At 64.1% G+C, this 19,203-nt stretch carries 16 protein-coding genes and 1 other RNA gene; 9 read left to right on the top strand and 8 right to left on the bottom strand.

The features are described 5' to 3' along the window. The first annotated feature begins 30 nt into the window (after positions 1-30). Both ssrA and VGG53_RS24050 read left to right on the top strand, forming a co-directional pair. Positions 31-398, top strand: a transfer-messenger RNA (tmRNA) gene (gene ssrA / locus VGG53_RS15610). A gap of 643 nt (positions 399-1,041) precedes the next feature. Further along, positions 1,042-2,127: an ABC transporter substrate-binding protein gene (locus VGG53_RS24050; RefSeq protein WP_414688978.1), complete on the top strand. Its 1,086-nt coding sequence runs from the start codon at positions 1,042-1,044 to the stop codon at positions 2,125-2,127. Between the two features lie 240 nt (positions 2,128-2,367). Here the strand turns inward: VGG53_RS24050 and fadD6 are convergent, their stop codons facing one another. Together fadD6 and VGG53_RS15600 are read right to left on the bottom strand one after the other, a co-directional pair. After that, on the bottom strand, positions 2,368-4,131 hold the full coding sequence (gene fadD6 / locus VGG53_RS15605; RefSeq protein WP_331518968.1) for a long-chain-acyl-CoA synthetase FadD6: 1,764 nt from the start codon (positions 4,129-4,131) through the stop codon (positions 2,368-2,370). Positions 4,132-4,141: 10 nt separating this feature from the next. Further along, positions 4,142-4,975, bottom strand: a complete 834-nt coding sequence (locus VGG53_RS15600; RefSeq protein ID WP_331518967.1) for an SDR family NAD(P)-dependent oxidoreductase — start codon at positions 4,973-4,975, stop codon at positions 4,142-4,144. A 317-nt stretch (positions 4,976-5,292) separates the two neighbouring features. Between VGG53_RS15600 and VGG53_RS15595 the strand changes: the two genes are divergently transcribed. Then, a complete protein-coding gene (locus VGG53_RS15595; RefSeq protein WP_331518966.1) occupies positions 5,293-6,579 on the top strand; it encodes a hypothetical protein in 1,287 nt (428 codons plus the stop codon). 241 nt (positions 6,580-6,820) lie between these two features. Beyond that, entirely contained in the window at positions 6,821-8,239 is a 1,419-nt protein-coding gene (locus VGG53_RS15590; protein ID WP_331518965.1) for an SDR family NAD(P)-dependent oxidoreductase, read from the top strand. Positions 8,240-8,248: 9 nt separating this feature from the next. Here the strand turns inward: VGG53_RS15590 and VGG53_RS15585 are convergent, their stop codons facing one another. Together VGG53_RS15585 and VGG53_RS15580 are read right to left on the bottom strand one after the other, a co-directional pair. Then, positions 8,249-9,424, bottom strand: a complete 1,176-nt coding sequence (locus VGG53_RS15585) for an acyl-CoA desaturase (RefSeq protein WP_331518964.1) — start codon at positions 9,422-9,424, stop codon at positions 8,249-8,251. 10 nt (positions 9,425-9,434) lie between these two features. After that, the gene (locus tag VGG53_RS15580) at positions 9,435-10,523 is read right to left on the bottom strand and encodes a ferredoxin reductase (protein WP_331518963.1); all 1,089 of its coding nucleotides are present in this window, start codon (positions 10,521-10,523) and stop codon (positions 9,435-9,437) included. A gap of 88 nt (positions 10,524-10,611) precedes the next feature. Here VGG53_RS15580 and VGG53_RS15575 point away from each other — a divergent pair, with 88 nt between their 5' ends. Then, positions 10,612-11,847 carry a helix-turn-helix domain-containing protein gene (locus tag VGG53_RS15575; protein ID WP_331518961.1) on the top strand — a complete coding sequence of 412 codons (1,236 nt, stop codon included), beginning with the start codon at positions 10,612-10,614 and terminating at the stop codon, positions 11,845-11,847. A 228-nt stretch (positions 11,848-12,075) separates the two neighbouring features. Here the strand turns inward: VGG53_RS15575 and VGG53_RS15570 are convergent, their stop codons facing one another. The 4 genes from VGG53_RS15570 to VGG53_RS15555 form a co-directional block, all read right to left on the bottom strand. Continuing rightward, the gene (locus VGG53_RS15570) at positions 12,076-12,393 is read right to left on the bottom strand and encodes a hypothetical protein (RefSeq protein ID WP_331518959.1); all 318 of its coding nucleotides are present in this window, start codon (positions 12,391-12,393) and stop codon (positions 12,076-12,078) included. Between the two features lie 244 nt (positions 12,394-12,637). Then, the gene (locus VGG53_RS15565; RefSeq protein WP_331518958.1) at positions 12,638-13,123 is read right to left on the bottom strand and encodes a universal stress protein; all 486 of its coding nucleotides are present in this window, start codon (positions 13,121-13,123) and stop codon (positions 12,638-12,640) included. A 113-nt stretch (positions 13,124-13,236) separates the two neighbouring features. Continuing rightward, on the bottom strand, positions 13,237-13,815 hold the full coding sequence (locus tag VGG53_RS15560; RefSeq protein WP_331518969.1) for an N-acetylmuramoyl-L-alanine amidase: 579 nt from the start codon (positions 13,813-13,815) through the stop codon (positions 13,237-13,239). 163 nt (positions 13,816-13,978) lie between these two features. After that, positions 13,979-15,976 (bottom strand): hypothetical protein, encoded by a 1,998-nt coding sequence (locus tag VGG53_RS15555; RefSeq protein WP_331518957.1) that lies wholly within the window; start codon positions 15,974-15,976, stop codon positions 13,979-13,981. A 186-nt stretch (positions 15,977-16,162) separates the two neighbouring features. Here VGG53_RS15555 and VGG53_RS15550 point away from each other — a divergent pair, with 186 nt between their 5' ends. From VGG53_RS15550 to VGG53_RS15535, 4 genes are read left to right on the top strand one after another with little or no spacing between them, the layout of a single operon-like run. Continuing rightward, the gene (locus tag VGG53_RS15550; RefSeq protein WP_331518956.1) at positions 16,163-16,465 is read left to right on the top strand and encodes an RNA 2'-phosphotransferase; all 303 of its coding nucleotides are present in this window, start codon (positions 16,163-16,165) and stop codon (positions 16,463-16,465) included. Between the two features lie 11 nt (positions 16,466-16,476). Further along, positions 16,477-18,240, top strand: coding sequence for a TNT domain-containing protein (locus VGG53_RS15545; protein ID WP_331518955.1), 1,764 nt, complete (start codon positions 16,477-16,479; stop codon positions 18,238-18,240). Between the two features lie 58 nt (positions 18,241-18,298). Beyond that, positions 18,299-18,631 (top strand): hypothetical protein, encoded by a 333-nt coding sequence (locus VGG53_RS15540; RefSeq protein ID WP_331518954.1) that lies wholly within the window; start codon positions 18,299-18,301, stop codon positions 18,629-18,631. Between the two features lie 41 nt (positions 18,632-18,672). Continuing rightward, positions 18,673-19,089 carry a hypothetical protein gene (locus tag VGG53_RS15535; RefSeq protein WP_331518953.1) on the top strand — a complete coding sequence of 139 codons (417 nt, stop codon included), beginning with the start codon at positions 18,673-18,675 and terminating at the stop codon, positions 19,087-19,089. The last annotated feature ends 114 nt before the right edge of the window (positions 19,090-19,203 follow it).

The following is a 19,203-nucleotide window of genomic DNA, read 5'->3' as shown; positions in this document are numbered from 1 at the left end:
TTGTCTTGCCGAAATTCGGCAGGGGTGCGAGGGGCTGAACGGTTTCGACTTCGCGCATCGAATCAAGGGAAGCGTGCCGGTGCAGGCAAGAGACCACCGTAAGCGTCGTTGCAACCAATTAAGCGCCGTTTCAACACAGCGCGACTACGCTCTCGCTGCTTAAGCGACAGCTAGTCTGTCAGACCGGGAAAGCCCTCGGCCCGGACCCTGGCATCAGCTAGAGGGATCCACCGATGAGTTCGGTCGCGGGACTCATCGGGACACTCACAGCGACTGGGATCGTCATCTCGGCTGGTTCGCGTGACCGGGAGATCCGAGTAGAGGCATAGCGAACTGCGCACGGAGAAGTCTTGAGGGAATGCCGTAGGACCCGGGTTCGATTCCCGGCAGCTCCACACGAAACAAGCCAGGCCGAAAGGCCTGGCTTGTTTCGTTGCGGCCAGCACAGAACCCTACTTTCCTGGCCCACGAGCATCGACGACTTGCGCGGGAGTCCGGCGGAGGGTGAGTAGGGTCGAGCCGTGATGCACGAAAGGGCACAGGCATCGACGCCGATCTTGGCGCTGGTTGCGGCGGCCCGGGCCGCTGTGGGAGCGGTGATGATCCTCACGCCGCGCCGGATCTTTTCGCCAGGATCCGGGACAGAAACATTGCTCATGCGGACCATTGGGATCCGTGATGTGGTTCTCGGCTCCGGTGCCTGTGTGGCCTGGGCACGCGGCGGAGTAGGCGAATTGCAACGGTGGGCAGCGGTTGGACTGGTTAGTGATGGAGCCGACTTTGTCACCGGGCTGCGCAGCAAGCCGCTAGTCGGTTCCAAAAGCGCACTGATCGCCACGCTATCCCCGGTGCCCTTTGTGGCGGCCGGGATCCTGGGTTTAACCCGCGGCCTGAGAAAGCCTTGACGCAAAAGGCTTCACCAAACGATGCGGTGGTCATCCCGACGAGCGCGAACGGGCCATCGACTGCTACCGAGTACCGTCGGACGCCGGCACCGGACGGCGGTGTGGTGCCGATCCGCAGGACCGCCCTTGAGGCCAGATGGCGCACCTTCGTACAGCCCTCGTCACGCCGCTGAGTGGCCCGTTAAGCCGCTACGGACGGGCAGGCGCGACAGCGCTTGCTATCTGGACAAAGAGCGCGGCCCTTCCACCGCCGTGGACCACTGTCGCGCTCGATGTACGCGACACCGGGAAAGATATTCGCGCGGCAATGCAGGCTGCCTTGGCAACGGAGCCGGATGTCCTCTTCGGACCATATGGCAGTGGTCCCATGCTCGACGCCGCAGGCGCCTGTGAACGCGTGCTGTGGAACCATGGCGGAGCGAGTTCGCGTCTGCGTCGGCCCGCCTTTGCACAGGTAATCAATGTCATTGCGCCGGCTTCCACCTATTTCAGTGCGGCCCTCCAAGCCGCGCACACCGTCGACCCGTCAATCACGACGATTTCACTTCTTCACAGCACGACAGGCTTTGGTAGGGACGTCGCAGAAAGTGCTGCGACAACGGCAGCCAACCTTCACCTTGATCTCACCTCAACTGCGTTTGCCCCTGCTCAGGCACTGGCGATGGTTCCGGCGGTCCCCGACGGCGATGTCCTCCTTGTGGTAGGGAACTTCGCGGACGAACTAGCTGTTGCGTCACGCTTACTCACCCGCCCATGGCGCTTTGCGGCATTTGTCGGAGCCGGTGTGGACGAAGTTCTAACCACACTGGGCAATCAACGAGAAGGCCTCCTCGGACCTGCCCAATGGCTCCCGACGGCAGCCTTCGAGCCCGATGAAGGCCCAGATTCGGATTGGTTTGTTGAGGCCTATCGGAAAGAGGCGGGGAACGATCCTCCTTACGTTGCGGCACAGGCTTTTGCGGCCGGCGTTCTGTACGCACGATGTCTGCGAGAGGCGCAGCAAACAACCGACGCGGCCATCCAAGCCGTGGCTCAAACGCTAGAATGCACAACACTTTTCGGCAAATTTCGGCTCGACCCTTCCAGCGGCTTACAGTCGGGGCATCAGGGTCTGATCGTCCAGTGGCAACAGGGGAGACGCCGTGCCGTGTGGCCGCCAGAGCGGGCGGAATGCCCCGTTGTTTTCCCCTTACCGTCGCAGCATCGCCGAGCTGGCCGGTGAACCTCGGGGCACCCACGACATCGTTCGTGGGGGCACGTGTTACCTCGCAACTGGTGGAAATGGAACAAACGGCATGGTTACCCGCCGGGGAGGTCCGCGTCGACCCTCGGGGCGCAAGCGTGGCCGCGGCCAACCGAGATCCGCGACGCTTAGATGACCCCGACCGCGTTCTGATCACCCGGTCTGCGTACTGTCCTGCGTGATTCCTCCACTTCGCCGTCCCGCGATCCCGCGGCGATGTCAGCTTGCGGGCCGCTCACCGGCTGCGACTTCGTCGGGATAGTCGTCGTAGTACGGGACGTAGCCTTCCTCGCGACCGTTGAGCACGTAGACCGGATCGTCGACGTCGGGTCCGTATCCTTGCTCGCGCAGATCGACCTTCTTGGTCTTGACCGTCGCGGTGTGCTCCAGCGAATCTACGACCCTTATGAACAGCGGCACCGCGTAGCCGGGGAGGCGGTCGTACACGGTACGGGCCAGCGACGCGCCGTCGAACTCTGTGCCGTCCTGCAACACCGCGGCCGCCATCCCTGCGCGCCCGTCCGCGCCGGGCACCTTCACCCCGAAGACCGTCACCGCCTCGACCCGCGGGTCGGCCGCCACGGCGGCCTCGACGTCCGTCGTCGCCACGTTCTCGCCCTTCCATCGGAAGGTGTCACCGAGCCGGTCGACGAACACAGCGTGGCGCCAGCCCTGTGGGCGCAGCAGGTCACCGCTGTTGAGCCACACGTCACCGTCGCGAAAAGCGTTGCGAATCAACTTCTTCTCGCTGGCTTCCGGGTCGGTGTAGCCGTCGAACGGCTGTGCCTTGGTGATTTTGCTCAACAGCAGACCGGGCTGGCCGCGACGCACTTTGCGGACCCGGCCGTTCTGATCGCGAACCGGCTCGCCAGTTTCCGGGTCGTACTCGACGAACCTGACCGCGGTAGGGCAGAGGCCAGCGGTCTTGGGGATGTGAAAGATATTGACGAATCCCGTGTTTCCCTCACTGGCCCCGTATAACTCGAACACCTGCGGGATATTGAAGCGAGCAGTGAACTCGTCCCAGATATCCGGGCGCAGTCCGTTGCCGCCGATCACGCGCACTTTGTTGGTTCGGTCCGTGTGCCTCTCGGGCTGGTTGAGCAGATAGCGGCAAACCTCGCCGATGTAGACGAAGGCGGTGGCGTCGTACCGAGTCACGTCGTCCCAGAACCTCGAGGCCGAAAACGACTGGCCCAAAGCAAGAGTGGCCCCTGCGCTGATCACTCCCGACACCGCCACGGTCAGCGCGGTGTTGTGGTACAGCGGCAGGCAGCAGTACACGGTGTCGCTGCTCTTCAACCGCATGCCTATGGCGCCGGACCCACCCATCGCGCGCAGCCACCGGTAGTGCGTCATGACGCTGGCCTTTGGGGCGCCGGTGGTGCCCGAGGTGAAGATGTAGAACGCGGGGTCCTTGGCCCGCACCGACGACGTGACTGCCGGGTTGTCGGTGGGCGCGTCGGCAGCGAGGCGATCCAACTCGTCGATGGTCACGGTGTCGGCGACTTCCGCCCCTGATTCGTCGACCGCAGAAAGCAGGTCCTGCTCGCCGACGATCACCTGGGCATGCAACAGCCCGACGCTGTGTGCCAGCACGTTGCCGCGCTGCTTTTCGTTCAGCATTCCCGCGATCGCACCGAGTTTGACCGCGGCGAGTATCACTAGCAGCGTTCGCGCCGAATTGCGCATGATGATGCCCACGACGTCACCGCGACCGACGCCGCGTTCGGCCAGCGTGGCCGCGTAGCGGTTGACGGTTTCATTGGCCTCGCGGTAGGTCAGCCCTTCGTCGTCGAAGTGGATGAAAACGTGGTCGGGGTAACGCGCCGCACGGTCTTGGAAGACCCGGCCGATCGACTTCTTTGCGGACCCGCGGACGAGAATTGCGGTGAGCGTGCCTCGCGCAACGACGGGCGCGTCCAGAACCAAGGCCGGCAGGCGCGCGGCGATGTCGATCAGCCCGACGGTGTCACCGGCCACTGGCGCCGGCTCAGTCCGAGTGCTTGGCGCGTCGCCGCCACCACTCCTGCGTCGCCCGCTCCACCGGCGCACGCAGCACGACGGAGGCGACTTCGGCCGGCCACAACCACCACGGGGCGATCGTGCGGGGTCGATCGGTGATCGCCTTTGCAACGATCTCCGCCGCCTGCTCGGCAGACAGGCCGGGCGCGTTGCGCAGGCTCTTGGTCGGTTCCATCATCCGGGTGTTGACGAGTCCGAAGTAGATCGATGTGACGTCCACTCCGTCGGTGTGCAGCTCGGGTGCAACGCTGCGCAGCCACATGTCGAATGCCCCCTTCGACGCCTGGTAGGCGCCCCACCGGGGTCCCGGCGGGGTGCGGATGCCGACGCTCGACACGTTCACGATGTGCCCGCTGCCGCGCCGCCGCATCTCTGGAACCAGTTCCAGCAGCAGCCGAATAGGGCCAAGGTAGTTGACGCCGATCGTGCGGTCGAAGTCGTGCGGTCGCTCGTACTGTTCGTGCAGCGACCGGCGGATCGACTTGCCCGCGTTGTTTACCACGATGTCCGGCGCGCCATGCTCGGCGCAGATGCGTTTCGCCAATTCAGCGACGGCGGCCTCGTCGCTGATGTCGGCCGGGTAGCTCACCGCATGCCTGCCGTCGGCGGCGATCGTCGCTGTGAGTTCGTCGAGTTTGTCCGCCGATCGTGCCGCGAGCAGCACGGTCGCTCCCGCCGAGGCGAGTTTGCGTGCGGTGGCCGCGCCGATGCCGAACGAGGCGCCGGTGACCAGCACGGTCGCGCCCGACACCGCGTCATGCAATCGGTCGGGGTCGGATGCTCGCGGATGGTTCACAAGCATCCCGAGCACTGTTCTGGCTGAGCTCACGAAGTGGGGCTTCCCACGATGCCGCCTGATCAATCCCGGGCGATTCCTTCGTCGCTCCCGGTCGGCGGCGGGATCTCGTTACCGGTGTCGACGATTTAGCCCATGCCGCCCGCACCAGTCCGCTGGCCGTAGCTGACACGCATTGCCCCGATAGTTACTTGCCGTGCAACCGGATACAGGTACTCGGGACGCGCCGGGCGGACCTTGTGGGACGATAGCCTCGATCGCTACCCTGCGGCGCCGCGCGGGAAGGAAGCGCCACGCCATCACGTCGCCCTGAGCTCTCGAGCATGGCGGACGACTATGCGCGACACGCCCTCTCGCAGCGCGCATCCTTCGAGGCGACCCACCCTGCCGTGCTGGCCGCCGCGGCGCAGCTTGTGAACGAGCCCGTGCTCTGGGTGGCCGATCTGGGTGCGGCTGACGGGGGAAACTCCCACGGCCTCATCCGTGACCTCGCGGCGCTGCGCGCCGGCCGGCCGCTGATATACGCCCTCGTCGATCTCCCGACAAATGCGTGGGGGGTCGCAGCCGCGAATCTCCGGAACACCTTCGGCCCAGCGGCGGACCAGGGTGCGATCATCGTGATCCCTGCGCCGGGCGAGGCCGGGCCCGAGGTCGCCGACACGGGCACGGGCGCCCATTACGCCTTGCCGGAGGCCCACGGCCAGGCCTGCCGGCGAGCGCTCGATCGCGTTCCGCCGCCGGCGACGGTCGTCTCCATGGCCGGAATTCCGCTCCACCAGGCGCCCTCCCTTCCAGGGGGCACAGTGCACCTCGCGGTTAGCGGGACGTGCATGCACTGGATCGCCGACGCCGCCGGCCTGGCGTCCACCGGCTCAATCTTTCCCGGCCACCCGGACCACGGGAACGAGGACGAGCGGCGCAACTGGCGCGTCGCCGCGGAACGGCAATGGGAGCGACTACTCAAGATGCGCGCGGCGGAGCTGGCCCCGGGGGGATGGTTCATCGCCGCAATCCCGGCTTCCCCCACGCCGTGCCCAGACAGGACGGGGCTCTACGTCGAGATCATCGGAGACATGAACCGGCTGCTCGCCGACTGGCGCCACGTGGGGCGCATCGGCAGCGCCACCGTCGAGGCCGCCGTCGTTCCGGTCTGGTCGCGCACGCTCAACGAGTTCCGGGCCCCCTTCCAAGCGGACGGCGGGCGCTTCGCTGGGCTCGAGCTCGAGAGCGTCGAGCTATTCCGTCTGGACAACCCCTACTGGCACGACGATCCCGCGGTGTTCGCGCGCGACTACGTTCAGAGCTTGGCTGCATGGGGAGGGCCGCTTCTCCTCCGTGCCTTCGCGCACGAGGGCGAAGCGCGCGCTGCCGGTCTTCTAGCGGAGTTCCTCCGAGAGCTCCAGAAGCGCGTCGCGGACGCCCCGCACCGCTATCGCTGGGATTATGTCGAGGCCCTCGTCATCTGCCGGAAGGTGGACGAGGCGGGTACCGACGCAACCAGCGGCTCGGCCACGATCACCATCGGCATCGAGGCGGTCAGCGCACCACAAGCAACACTTAATACAACGCCACGCAGCACCACGTCAGCACAGACCCTACAAGTCTACTAAAGTACTAAAATGTCCATGATAGTGGACACTGCCTGCTAGGGTCTTGCTCCGCGAACAAGCTTTTGATCGTCCCTGCAATGACCCTTGCTGCCCTGGCGTTCTCGATACCACGCCCGCACCGGCCTGGACGGAGGCAGTGCGGGCCAGTGATATACCCCTTAGGGGGTATGGCGGGGACGGACTGTCACACAACTAGGAGCGGCACCCGGCTGTAAGCGCCTCGGGCCCGTACTCTTCGACGGTGAACGCGATCGACCCGGAAAAGCTCAACACGTGCCTGATGGTGCTGGCCGACATCGAGTCGTTGCCGCCCGAGCACCCCGATGCCGTTGCCGTCCGTCGCGCGACCGCGGGCATTTTCAAGTCCGTGAAGAAGGCCCGCCGCCACGCCAAGCGTGACGCGGTGGCAGCCGCAGATCACGCCGTCACCGCGGCCACCGCCACCGGTGCGCCCGGCCGCATCGACGACGAAACCGCGGGCCTGCCATTGGTGTCCACCGCGGTTGGTGCCACCGCAGGCAAATTGCTCCGGTCGCGCGCCTGCTACATGTGCAAGAACCAGTACACGGTCGTCGACGCGTTCTACCACCAACTCTGTCCCGAGTGCGCGGAACTCAGCCACGCCAAGCGCGACGCCCGCACCGACCTCACCGGTAGAAGCGCCCTGCTCACCGGTGGCCGCGCCAAGATCGGTATGTATATCGCGCTGCGACTGCTCCGCGATGGCGCCCACACGACAATCACCACCCGCTTTCCGAACGACGCCGTGCGCCGCTTTGCCGCGATGCCCGACAGTGCCGACTGGCTGCACCGGCTACGCATCGTCGGGATCGACCTGCGCGACCCCGCTCAGGTCGTCGCGCTCGCGGACACCGTCGCGGCGCAGGGCCCGCTGGACATTCTGGTCAACAACGCCGCCCAGACGGTGCGCCGACCCGCCGGCTCCTACGCTGCGCTCGTCGAGGCGGAACGGACTCCGGGGCTGGAAGTCGCCGATGTGATCACGTTCGACCGCGTCAGCGACGCCCATCCGGCGGCGCTTGGCGGCAGCCTCGCCGAGCATTGCGCGCCGCACGCCTTGACCGAATTGGCCCTCGCCGCCCGCAGCGCGTCCCCGGACCGGATCGCCGCGGGCACCGCTATCGACGCCGGTGGCCTGCTGCCCGACACCGCGTCGATCAACAGTTGGACTCAACGCGTGCACGAGATCAATCCGATGGAATTACTTGAGGTTCAACTCTGCAACCAGACCGCGCCGTTCATTCTGGTGAGCCGGTTGCGTCCGGCAATGGCCGCCTCGCCTGCCCGGCGCACGTATGTGGTGAACGTGTCGGCAATGGAGGGGCAGTTCGGCCGGGCATACAAGGGCCCGGGACATCCGCACACCAACATGGCGAAGGCCGCGCTGAATATGCTCACCCGGACCAGCGCCGCCGAAATGCTCGAGCAGGACGGCATTCTCATGACCGCCGTCGATACGGGCTGGATCACTGATGAGCGTCCACACCCGACCAAGCTGCGGCTAGCCGACGAAGGCTTCCACGCCCCGCTCGACCTCGTCGACGGCGCCGCCCGCGTGTATGACCCGATCGTGCGGGGGGAGTCAGGCGAAGATCTGCACGGCTGCTTCCTGAAGGACTACTCGCCGAGTAACTGGTAGCCGCAGGGGCTAGGCCGCTTGGGTGTCGATCCCGGCCGACTCTGAGCGGAAGACGAGCTGCGTGATGTTCGCCGGGTTGACCGCCGCCGTCGCTTTGCGCACCAAGTCGTTGGGCAGCGAGAGCCGGAACACCTTCTTCCACGCCGAGCCGACCTGCTTGACCATCGGGCCGCTGACGTAAGTCAGGCCGTAGCGGTCGAACAAGGCTTGGACCTTTGGCGCGATCTCCTGGTAACGGTTGCTCGGCAGATCTGGGAACAGATGGTGTTCGATCTGGAAGGACAGATTGCCGGTCAGGAAGTGCAGCAACCGGTTTCCGCTGATGTTGGCGGACCCGAGCATCTGCCGCAGGTACCACTCGCCACGGGTTTCGCCGTCGATCGATTTCTTCTCGTAGGTCTGGACGCCCTCGGGAAAGTGTCCGCACATGATGACCGAGTGCGTCCACAGATTGCGGACCAGGTTGGCGGTCAGGTTCGCGGTCAGCGTGGTGACCGCCGATGGTCCGGACAGCAGCGGGTGCAGGACATAGTCCTTCGTCATCTGCCTGCGGATCTTGTCGAGCACATTCTTGCCTTGGCGGCGGAATTCCTCTTTGTCCGTTTTGCCCTTGAGGTACTTGCCGATTTTGAGATCGTAGGCGGCGATTCCGTACTGGAAGAAGCAGGCGTTGATGAAGTTCCACAGTGGCTGAGCGAGATAGAAGGCTATCCAGCGTTGGTCCTCGTCAACTCGCATGATGCCGTATCCGAGGTCCTCGTCTTTTCCGACCACGTTGGTGTAGGTGTGGTGGATCTCGTTGTGCGAGTGCTTCCACATGTCGGAGGGGGAGGCGTTGTCCCATTCCCATGTAGTGGAGTGGATCTTGTTGTCGCGCATCCAGTCCCACTGACCGTGCATCACGTTATGGCCGATCTCCATGTTCTCGACGATCTTCGCGACCGAGAGTCCGGCCGTGCCGGCCAGCCATGCCGGTGGGAACAGCGAGAACAACAGCACGGCGCGGCTGCCCAGTTCGAGCTTGCGCTGGAAGTCGATAACGTTGCGGATGTAGTCCGCGTCGCACTCGCCGCGGCTGTCGAGCACCTGCTGACGGATGGTGTCGAGTTCGCGGCCGAGATTCTCGATATCGTCCGCACTGAGGTGGGCGATCGGATTCTGTTCTTGGCGTTGCAGAGTGGTCACTAAAGTTCCTTTACAGGTCGATGTCGCAGGTGCCCGCTGCTGCGGAAACACAGGTCTGAATCAGGACGCCGTCACCGGGTGCGGCGGTGGTGACGTCGCCGTTACGAAGGTCGCGTACCGCTCCCTGGCGCAGCGGCGCCACGCAGCCAAAGCAGATGCCCATCCGGCATCCCGAAGGCATCAGTACACCGGCGGCTTCGCCGGCGTCGAGCAGTGTCTGGTCGCCCGAGACGTCGAGGGTGGTCGCTGACTTGCTGAAGGTGACAACCCCTCCTTCACCGGCGGTGACCACGGTGGGCCGGAACCGCTCGGTGTGCAGGCGCTCAGGTATGCCGTTGTCATTCCAGTGCTGCTCGAGTGCGTCGAGCATGCCAGTCGGTCCGCATGCCCACGTCTCGCGCTCAGGGAGGTCACTGACCAGATCGCTGAGTTCGGCGGCGCTGAGCATGCCGTCGGTGTCAGTGTGCTTCTCGATCAAGCGAATTCGGCCCTGGCGGGCCAGCATGCGCAGTTCGCCGGCGAAGATCACATCGTCGGGTGTTGGCGCGCTGTGCACCACCACGACGTCAGTGTGTTCGACCATGTTGCGAAGCATGCCCATCACCGGGGTGATACCGCTGCCCGCCGTGAGGAACAAGATCTTGGCCGGCGCCGCGGCTGGGAGCGTGAAGTCTCCTGCAGCGTGGTCGAGTTGGACGATGGTGCCGACTGTGGCCCGTCGCACGAGGTGGTTGGAGACCTTGCCATCGGGGATCGCCTTGACGGTGATGGCGATGCAGCCGTCGGCCCGCTCGGTATCGGAGGTCAGGGAGTAGGCGCGCCACTGCCGCACGCCGTCGACGTCGACACCGATGCGGATGTACTGCCCGGGGGTATGGCTGCGCCAGCCGCGGCCCGGCTTGATGACCAGGCTGACGGCGTCGCGGGTTTCGGGGTGGATTGCGACTATCCGGCCGCGCAGCGTCGTGCCGGAGCGGAGCGGGTCGACGATGTCGAGGTAATCGGCGGGGACCAGCGGCGTGGTGATCCGCTCGGCGAGCCGGAGGAACCGGTCGCGCAGCGTGCCCATCGGGGCGACCCTGGGTGCTGTTGTTGTCATGAGACCACGATCCCTCGATCTCAGGTATAAACTCTTGACCAGCTAGGGTAAATTACTGTCATAAAGTTGTTCGGAAAGAATAGATATGATGGACGACGTTGCAGAAGCTGACGACCGGCGGGACACCGGCTTGGTGCTGAATGACCAGGTCGTCGCCGCTTTGCAGGGCGTTCTGCCCGCCGTCGCCGAACGCACTGTGGCAGCAGTCACCGTCGAAGTACCCAGCTACGCGGATGCGTTCAGCGGGCGGATGGGTCAACGGATCGAGAGTGCAGTCCAGATGGCGCTGGGTGCCTTCCTCCAACTGGCAGCCCGTCCACGCGATTCCGATCCCGGCCCGCCGTTGTCCCCTGCGCTCGAAGGCGCCTACGAACTCGGGCGCGGCGAGGCGCGTCAAGGGCGTTCCATGGACGCGCTGTTATCTGCCTATCGCGTCGGCGCGCGGGTGGCGTGGCGCGAGCTGTCGGAAACCGCCGTCGACCGGCGACTGCCACCGCTGATGATCGCCCGGTTCGCCGAATTGGTGTTCGCATTCATCGACGAGCTCTCCGCGGCAAGCGTTTCCGGGCACGCCGACGAACTGGCCTCCTCGGACCGAGAACGGCGGCGTCATCTTGACCGCCTCGGGCAGCACCTGCTCGCCGGGGCGCCGACCGAGATACTGCTGGCAAGTGCCGAGCGCGCCGAGTGGCATCCCCCGGACACCCTTACCGCGGTACTACTTCCTTCGGCCCAGATGCGTGGCGTGGTATCCAGGTTCGGACAGTCCACATTGCAACTCAGTGGGGACCTGCCCGGTATCGAGTCCTCCGAGGATGTCGGTGTGCTGCTCATCCCAGATATGCACGGCCCCAACCGATCCCGGCTGCTGCGAGAACTCCAAGATCGCCGGGCGGTGGTCGGTCCTTTCCGCACGTGGACTCAGGCTCATTCGTCCTATCGTCGCGTCGTGCAGGCGCGCGAACTCCATCTCGCGGTAGACGACATCGGCACGATCGACACCGACACTCATCTTGTCGCACTCGTGCTGGGCGCCGACCGCGAAGCCGCTGACGATCTTCGCCGCCAGGTGCTCGCACCGCTCGATCAGTTGCGTCCCAACACCGCCGAACGGCTCGCGGAGACACTGCGATCGTGGCTGTTACATCAAGGCCAACGCGATGCTGTGGCTGCCGATCTCTTCGTGCACGCCCAAACCGTGCGATATCGGATGACCCAACTCCGTGAGCTCTACGGCGAACGCCTCAACGACCCCCAGACTGTCCTCGAACTCATCGTGGCCCTGTCCATTCCGACAACGGCCGGCTCACCTGCCGCGTCATGAGGTTTGTCGTTCGTATGCTGCGCGTCGTTTTTCCGCTCGTCGCAGGTGGCGGACGCTTAATCTCCTGGCATGGACCGCATCTGGCAGTGGACGTGGGACCGGTACGGAACGAGGTACGGGTGGGCGCTCAGCGTGATCGCCTTTCTCGTTTCGCTGCCGATCTACTTCGCGTTTTCACTCTCGACTCAAAGACCTCGTCGTCAAGCTGATTTCGCGTCGCCTGGCGCACTAACTGTTAGGGCCAATGACGAAGCACCGCCCAGCGCTCGTCGTCAGCAAGACCTCCATTACTGCTGATGCATCGATGCCGGGGAACTGAATCCGATCGTTCGCTTGACCCGGTTCGATCGCGGCGATCTGGGAGGCCGTGCTGCCGTCCTTCAGGCGAACGTCGGCGGTCACCTGCTCGCCGCTAGCTGCACTGGACGACTCGGGGAAGTAGTAGACGTTGATCCCGGAGCCAGCCGTGTCGGCGGCCCAACCATCGCGGTAGTAGCAGGCCGCGTTGCCCTCGGCGTCCGGCGGCGGCGGGGTGCAGATCGACAACCCGACGCAGGGTGTGGTCGTGCTGGGAACGGCAGTCGCACTGGGCGCTGCTGTGGCGCTGGGGGCGGCCCCGGTCGTGGTAACAATTGGCTGGATCGTTGAGCTTGCTGTGGCGGCTTGTGGGCGCGGCGGGGACGACGACGAACAGGCGGCCAGGCCCAAGCAGCCCCCTGCGGCGACAAGTGTCCACACAACAGAGAAGGACAGCGAAAGCCTCATGCCGGGAAATTCCTGCCGCTCAAGGCTATCCGACGGTGTGGACGATGAGGATGTCTACTTTGGCTCTGCGGGCGACGGTGTCGGGCACGGAGCCCAGTAGACGCCCGGCGACCGTGCCCAGTCCCAAGTTGCCGACGACGAGCAAGTCGCCGTTGACCTCATCGGCCAAATGCAGCAGCGCAGTGACTGGCGCGCCGACAATCGCTTGCTCTTCGATCTCTCGGGCGCCGGCGGCCTTTGCTCGGTCGCGGGCATCCTGAAGGATCGCGTAGACAGAGGCGCTTCCATGCATCCTGTAGCCCGCGCCCCCGAGGCTGTCGGCGGCGCGACCGTCAGTCAACCGATCGGGGGCGGGCGCTCTTGACCAGCCGCCTTTTTCCGACGTGTCGAGATGCGCGCTCGCGATGATCAGCTTCGCATGCTCTTGCGCCGCGAGTGCGGCTGCGCGGTCGACCGCACGTAACGACGATTCCGAACCGTCCGTCCCGACGATAATTGTCCGATAGCTCATGTCGCTCCATCAGTCGGTCAACGACGACAACCAGACAATATCGGTCCGACTACTTATTCGGAGCGCATTGGGCTCATCCCGGCGCACGCTCTGGCTCCACCGAACATGGCCGACTAATTGCCTGCCTCGATAGCCGCAACTCGTGCGGCAGCGTCGGGTCCGCAAAAACGTTGGAGATCAACCCCGCCGGCGGCAAGCATGTCGTCGATGCGGCGTTTGAGGTCACCGGAGGAGAGATGGGCGTAGAGGTTCGCGCCCGGGCAAGAAGTCGCGGCCAGGTCGCGGTGGCCTGCCAAAGTATTGGACGCGATGCGAAAATTCTGAGCGGCCCATGCGAATGCGACAGCGGTTCCATGAAGTTGCGCCTCCGACACCGCCTCTTTATCGAAGTCTCCTTCGCAGAGGACCAGGAAGTGGCCCGTGGTGTCGTAGTCCGTCGCGGTGTCGCCGGCAATCTCGGTGCTCCGCAGTTCGTAGATGTTGCCGTTGCGATCGACGCCGACGTGATACGCGATGTCGACCCACCCATGTTGGTCTTGGTGGTACCGCTGATCCTGGCGGAATCGCCCTGGGGCATTGCGGTTGTCGCCGAGGACCACGGCCTCGTGGTGCAGGGTCATCCGGGTGATGGTGTGACGCTTGCCTCCCGGCCGGGCGGGTCGCGCGCCCCACGAGTCTCGGCACAGCAACATTGCCGACGTGGTAGCCGTCAGGCGGGTATTGATAGTCCGGGTTTCAGGTGAGCAGGCGCTGACTATTGACGCAAACCCGACGCCGCCTGCCAGCCGGAGCAGCTGACGGCGGTTGACGAAATTGGGATTCACCAATTCACCCTACGGATGGTCGCGACGGCACTTACCCGGAGAACAGATCGGCGGGGTTGAGCAGCGTCCCAAGGTCGGCCAGCAGGGCGCTCCCAGTCGCCTGGACCAACTCCGACATGTTGGCCCACTCCAGGGTCGCCAGATTGCCCAGCTCAGTGGGCCAATCGTTGTTGGCGGTCAGGACCGCGGTTGCCAGGTCGTCGCGGGCATTGAGGAACCCGGCGAGGATTCCGGTGTTCGGGTCGAAAACCGTGTCATTCAACAAAGATCCGAGCTGCTGGGGCAACAGCAGCGACAGCACGGTCTGGCCCATCGCCAATTCGGTGGGCAAGTTGATGTCGCTGGCCGCCAGCGGCAGATTGTTGAAGATTGCCTCCAGGCTGCCGACCGGATTGGTGAGCAGGTCGTGGTCGACGGTGGCCCAGTCCGGAGACAACGCCGGGGTGAACCTCAGCTCCAGCGGAGTGGTCGGGTCGCTGCCGAACACCGCGGCGAAGTTGTCGCTACCCATCACGCCCTGCAGCCCGTGGAGCAGCAGTTCCTGAAGCACCCAGTCGGGTTGGGCATGTTCGCGGGACACGTCCAAGGCGTAGTCGTAGGAAAAGACGCGCTGTGCCATGTCAGCGGCATACTCCGCGGGACTGACGGTCGGTGTATCGGCGGGCAGATAGCCGGCAACGTCGGCCACCGGCACCACTTCGGTCGTCACCGGCAGGCCTGTCGGGTCCGTGCCGTCGGGAAGATTCTCGAACCGGGCGAAGATCTCACCGCTGTTAACACCGCTGCTGTCAAGCCAATTCGCCACGCCCGGGTTGGTCGCGCTGACCACGTAGTAGGTATATCCGTCGGGGTCGGCAAATGCCGTGGTGTTGTTCAAGGTGGTCTGAGCCAGGGTATACGGCAGAGCCGCGCCGAAGACGTTCATCAGCTCGATCCCGCTGTAACCGGACGGCACGTCGGGTACCTGGACGATCAGCGCCTGGTCGGCAGTCAGGTCGAAGTTACCCCCGGAGACGTCCGCACTGGGCAGACCCGTTGCAAACACGCTTGTTTCGGGGGCCAGCGGGCTCATCGTATTGGCCGGTAGCTCGATGCCGGCGACCTCGGCCAGGCCCATGTTTTCTTGGTTGAAAGGCCCGACGATGTTGCCGAAGGCAGTGAACAATGTCGTCAACAGCGAGTCGACCGAGGTGACCTGAGTCGTGGAAGTTCCTGCGAGCGAGCCGATCTCGGCAGCAGACCCGTCGGCGCCGGGAAATATGCCCGTGCTCGGTATGGAGAAAAACGCCGGGCAGTCGGACACGCAGTGGATGCTGATGCTCCCAGGGCCCTGCGCCCAGTCGCCCAGCACATCTCGAATCAGCAGGGAGGCATCGCCGTTGGTGGTGGCATCGGTGTCATTGATGAAATTGACTGCGTCGCTTGGTTCGGTGGGGCCGATGTCGACAGTGAACGTGCCGTCGGGATTGACGACGAGGCCGTGATCGAGTTCCAGGCTCTCCTTGCTGACAGCTGTTGAACCGGTGATTGCTTCGGTCGCAATGGCCAGGGCTTCGGTCCCTTTGCCGAGCGTGCCGGTGAGCTCGTAGGTCGCGCCCGGAGCCAGGCCGGCGGTCGCGTGGTAGTAGATATCGGGGGTGAAGAATTGAAAGTACTGGCGGGAATCGGCGGCATCGCCGGCCACCGCTTCCGGCGACTGGAAAAAGACCCCTTTGAAAAGCTCGGTGACCCTGGATAATCCGGCCGAGAGCAATTCGTAGTTCGTGTTCTGCAGGCCCGTCAGCAGCATGGCGTCGCTGTCCGGTGTCGCAAACGGCAGTGCCGAGTCGTAGGCCGCCGCCTGCTGCATGGCGCTCAGGAGTTGATCAAGCGCCGGCTGGTAATCGGCGGCTGAACTATCAGCCGCGGCGTGCGGCGCGGTCATCATGACCGACAGCGCGCCGGCCAGCGCGGTCGCCGTCATTCCTACCTGCCGCGTCCAACGCGGCAGGAATGAAAACATCGTCTCGTCGCGCATCGCCGTGGTCATGCCGGTCCCTTCGCTGGGATGCGATCCACGAATTATTCGTCATGTCGACGACAAAGACAGTGCTTTCAGACTTACTGCTCAGCAAGGTCTGCGAGCTGGTGATTCCGCGTCAAAAAGGTGAAGGGCGCACCCCCGTGGTTCGGGCTATGCTTCAGCGCGCAGGACCACTGAACAGAAGGGATCATCGTGGCCGACAACTTGAAGGTCGATCCCGTCGCGCTGCACAACGGCAGCAACGACATGCTCGATTCGGTCGGCGAGGCTGCCTTGAGTTTCGTCAGCCATGAGGATGGGCTGGCCGAGGCCGCGCCCGGCTGGATCGGATCCTCGCAGCAGGCGTTGGGTGAGCTGGCGTCGCGGTGGGAAGCCCGGCACGGCCACCACAAGTGGCAGGTGGGCGGGCTCGGGTCGCACGTTGCCGACGCGATGACCCGTTTTGTCGAGAACGAAGACGAGTCGGCCCAGGCGCTCCATTCGGTAGGAGAGTAAGGGGGCAGCGCGTGGAGCCGCTGACCCCGGCGGACGCCAGACGCTGGGATCCCGGTGCGATCCACGACGTGTTCCAGACCGCCAGCAATCGGGCGGCTACCTTGCACAGGTTGGGCGACAGCCTGCAGCAGATTCACAACAATCTCAGCGACTGGCACGGCGAAGCGGGAGATGCCTTTCGTGTCGATCTGGGTAAGACACGGCGCGACGTCGAGGCCGACGGTCAGGAATCCAAGCAGGTAGCCGCGGCGGTATCGCGCGCCGAAGCGGACGTGCGCGCGGTCAAGGCTGAACTCGATGGAATCGAGCAAACCGCCGAAGGCTACGGCTGGACCATCACCCCGGACTGGCGAATCGACATCGGCGACACCGGGTTTGGGGTCGATCGGCTGGCGCTAGCCGCAGAACAACAGCTGCTGCAGGGACAGCTCGACACCTGCAAAGCGCACGCCGACAACGCCGACCACGAGCTTGCCACCGCTGTGCGGGGCGCCGTCGGCGACATCCCGCTGGATGCCACCGGGCATCAACCGGGCGATGCTCCACCGGGACCGGGTGCCGGCGGGCCGAAGCCAAAGTCGTTGCAGGACATGCTGTTACCGGCTGGCCCCGCCAGCGCCGGGCCGGGCGCTGGCCAGCCCAAAGGTCCGCCGGTTCCGGCCGGCGTAGGGGGCAAGCCACCGTCGCTGGAAGACCTCATGATTGGGCGGGGTCAGCCGTCCGGGCCTGACGGCCAAAAGCCGCCACCTGGCAGCCTGCCGGATCTGCTGAGTCGACTTCACCAACCGGGTGTCCCGGCCGCTCCGCCGCCTCGGCTTAAGCCCGCGGAAGTGGAGAGCTTCAAAGCGATGGCCCGCCAAACGATGATCAGAGACGGGATGCCGCCGGATCAGATCGAGGCAAGGCTGGATGATGTCGTCGCTCGCACTCAGCAGTGGATGGACAACGGGATGCCGAATTACGTCCCGCCGGAGCCGCCGCCCCCGCCGCCACCGGGATTCGGCGAAGGGTTCGGTGACCGGTGGTTTGCCACCGAGCAGGGCATCAAGAACCTCATCGGGCAGGGAGGCCCGGGCGCGCCAGGCGTCTTGCAGTCGTGGGAGCAGATGCTTAAGGGCACCGTGGAGACTGCCCAGAATCCAATAGGCGCCGCGATTGGGGAAGTGCAACACGCCCTCGACTCACCGAGCCTGCCCTATTACCTGGGTGAGAAAGGCGCCGACGGTGCCTTCACGCTGCCGGCACTGATGTTCGGCGGCGAGGGAGCCGCTGTTAAAGCAGGGCTCCCCGCAGAAACCGTCACCCCGGGCGGCGCACCGCTAGCCGTAATGCACGGCTGGGATCCATTAGGCGGAATGCCATGGGATGACTTTGCGTCCCATTTTGGCACCCTCGAGACGCGCGTTTGGCCTGGAAATGACGGGTTCCCGCCGGCGTATGACCCCCAGCCAGCGCATCTGCCTGCGGGCACGCTCATCGACCGGTTCGGTTCTGAGTACGGCCGCTATCTTGCACCCGACGGCACACCTTTTGCAGATCGAGCGCTACCGCCGGAATCGATGGAAGGAGATTACAACCGATACATGGTAACCGGAAAGCCACTGCCTCCGGGATGGCAAATTGTAGAAGGGCCGGTTGAACCCTGGTACGGCCAGACGCTTTCGCCGGGCTCGCTTCAGTACATGATTGTGGGCCCCGACGGCGTGAAAGTGAATGTAAAAGAACTGGTAGATAGGGGAATTCTTGACGAATACGGACCGCGTCTCGGGCGATAAATCTGGTAGACTGCAGAGCGAGATAAATCGACTGTCAAATGAGTTGGGTGTACCTCCTATGCAGGTGGGCCTTCGAACAACCGATGGCCTCAATATCTATGTTGCCGAGGATGGCGTATATCATTTCACTTTCTACGAGCGAGGAAAGCTCGGCTTCGATCAAGCAGGCAGTCTTGATGACCTCCTATATTGGTACTGCGAGGGCATCGTCACGCGTAACGCGGCCAAATTGGTTGGGGATCGCGCAGAACGCTTCAAGTACGAATATCAGGTTCTGAGTCGCTTTGACGTTCGGTGGGCAAAACGGCGCGTACACGAACTTGCTGCTCTCTTCCGTAACGGACAACCCGAGGATATTTCCTTGCTTCCCAATATCGGCGAACCTCTGTGACGGTCGCTCATGCCAGCATCTTTTGTCGGAAAGAGATAACCATGACGGCTGAATTCTCTGCAGATGTCCAAATAATCGTCGGACCGTTGTTGGAAGGGTTCGGCTTAGTACTCGATGAGGTCGACAATACTCCCGATAAGGGCGGACGACCTCAGCACATCGTGTTCTACCGTTCGGATGATTGCAAAATTCAGGTCTACGACTCATCTCGCGAGGGCGAAGTAAATTGCATGATTGCGCCGGTAAACGCTCCCAATGAGTTTGGTCTACGGGCAAAGAAGTGGCAGTTTCTTAGCCGATTTTCGACACGACCTGATCTTCCGCTGGACGAACTGGCAGAATTATCTAGAGCCGAATATGAGGATTACGCGAATCCATTGGAATGGGTGCGTGACCGCATTGGGAAATACTATGAGGCGGCACGCAAGGGAATTCTCGAAATGTACGGGACGGGCTAATCGATATCAAGTGTCCGCGCTTCCTATTGCGGACGCAGTGGTCCATCGCAGGCCCCCAGAGCTGACTCCGTTGACCGGCCTGTTCCAAGACGGTGCGTTCTGGGTACAGGATCG

The sequence above is a fragment of the Mycobacterium sp. genome (assembly GCF_036490025.1).
GTDB lineage: Bacteria > Actinomycetota > Actinomycetes > Mycobacteriales > Mycobacteriaceae > Mycobacterium.
Note: the sequence above shows the minus strand (reverse complement) of the source record. Positions and strands in the feature narration are given on the sequence as shown.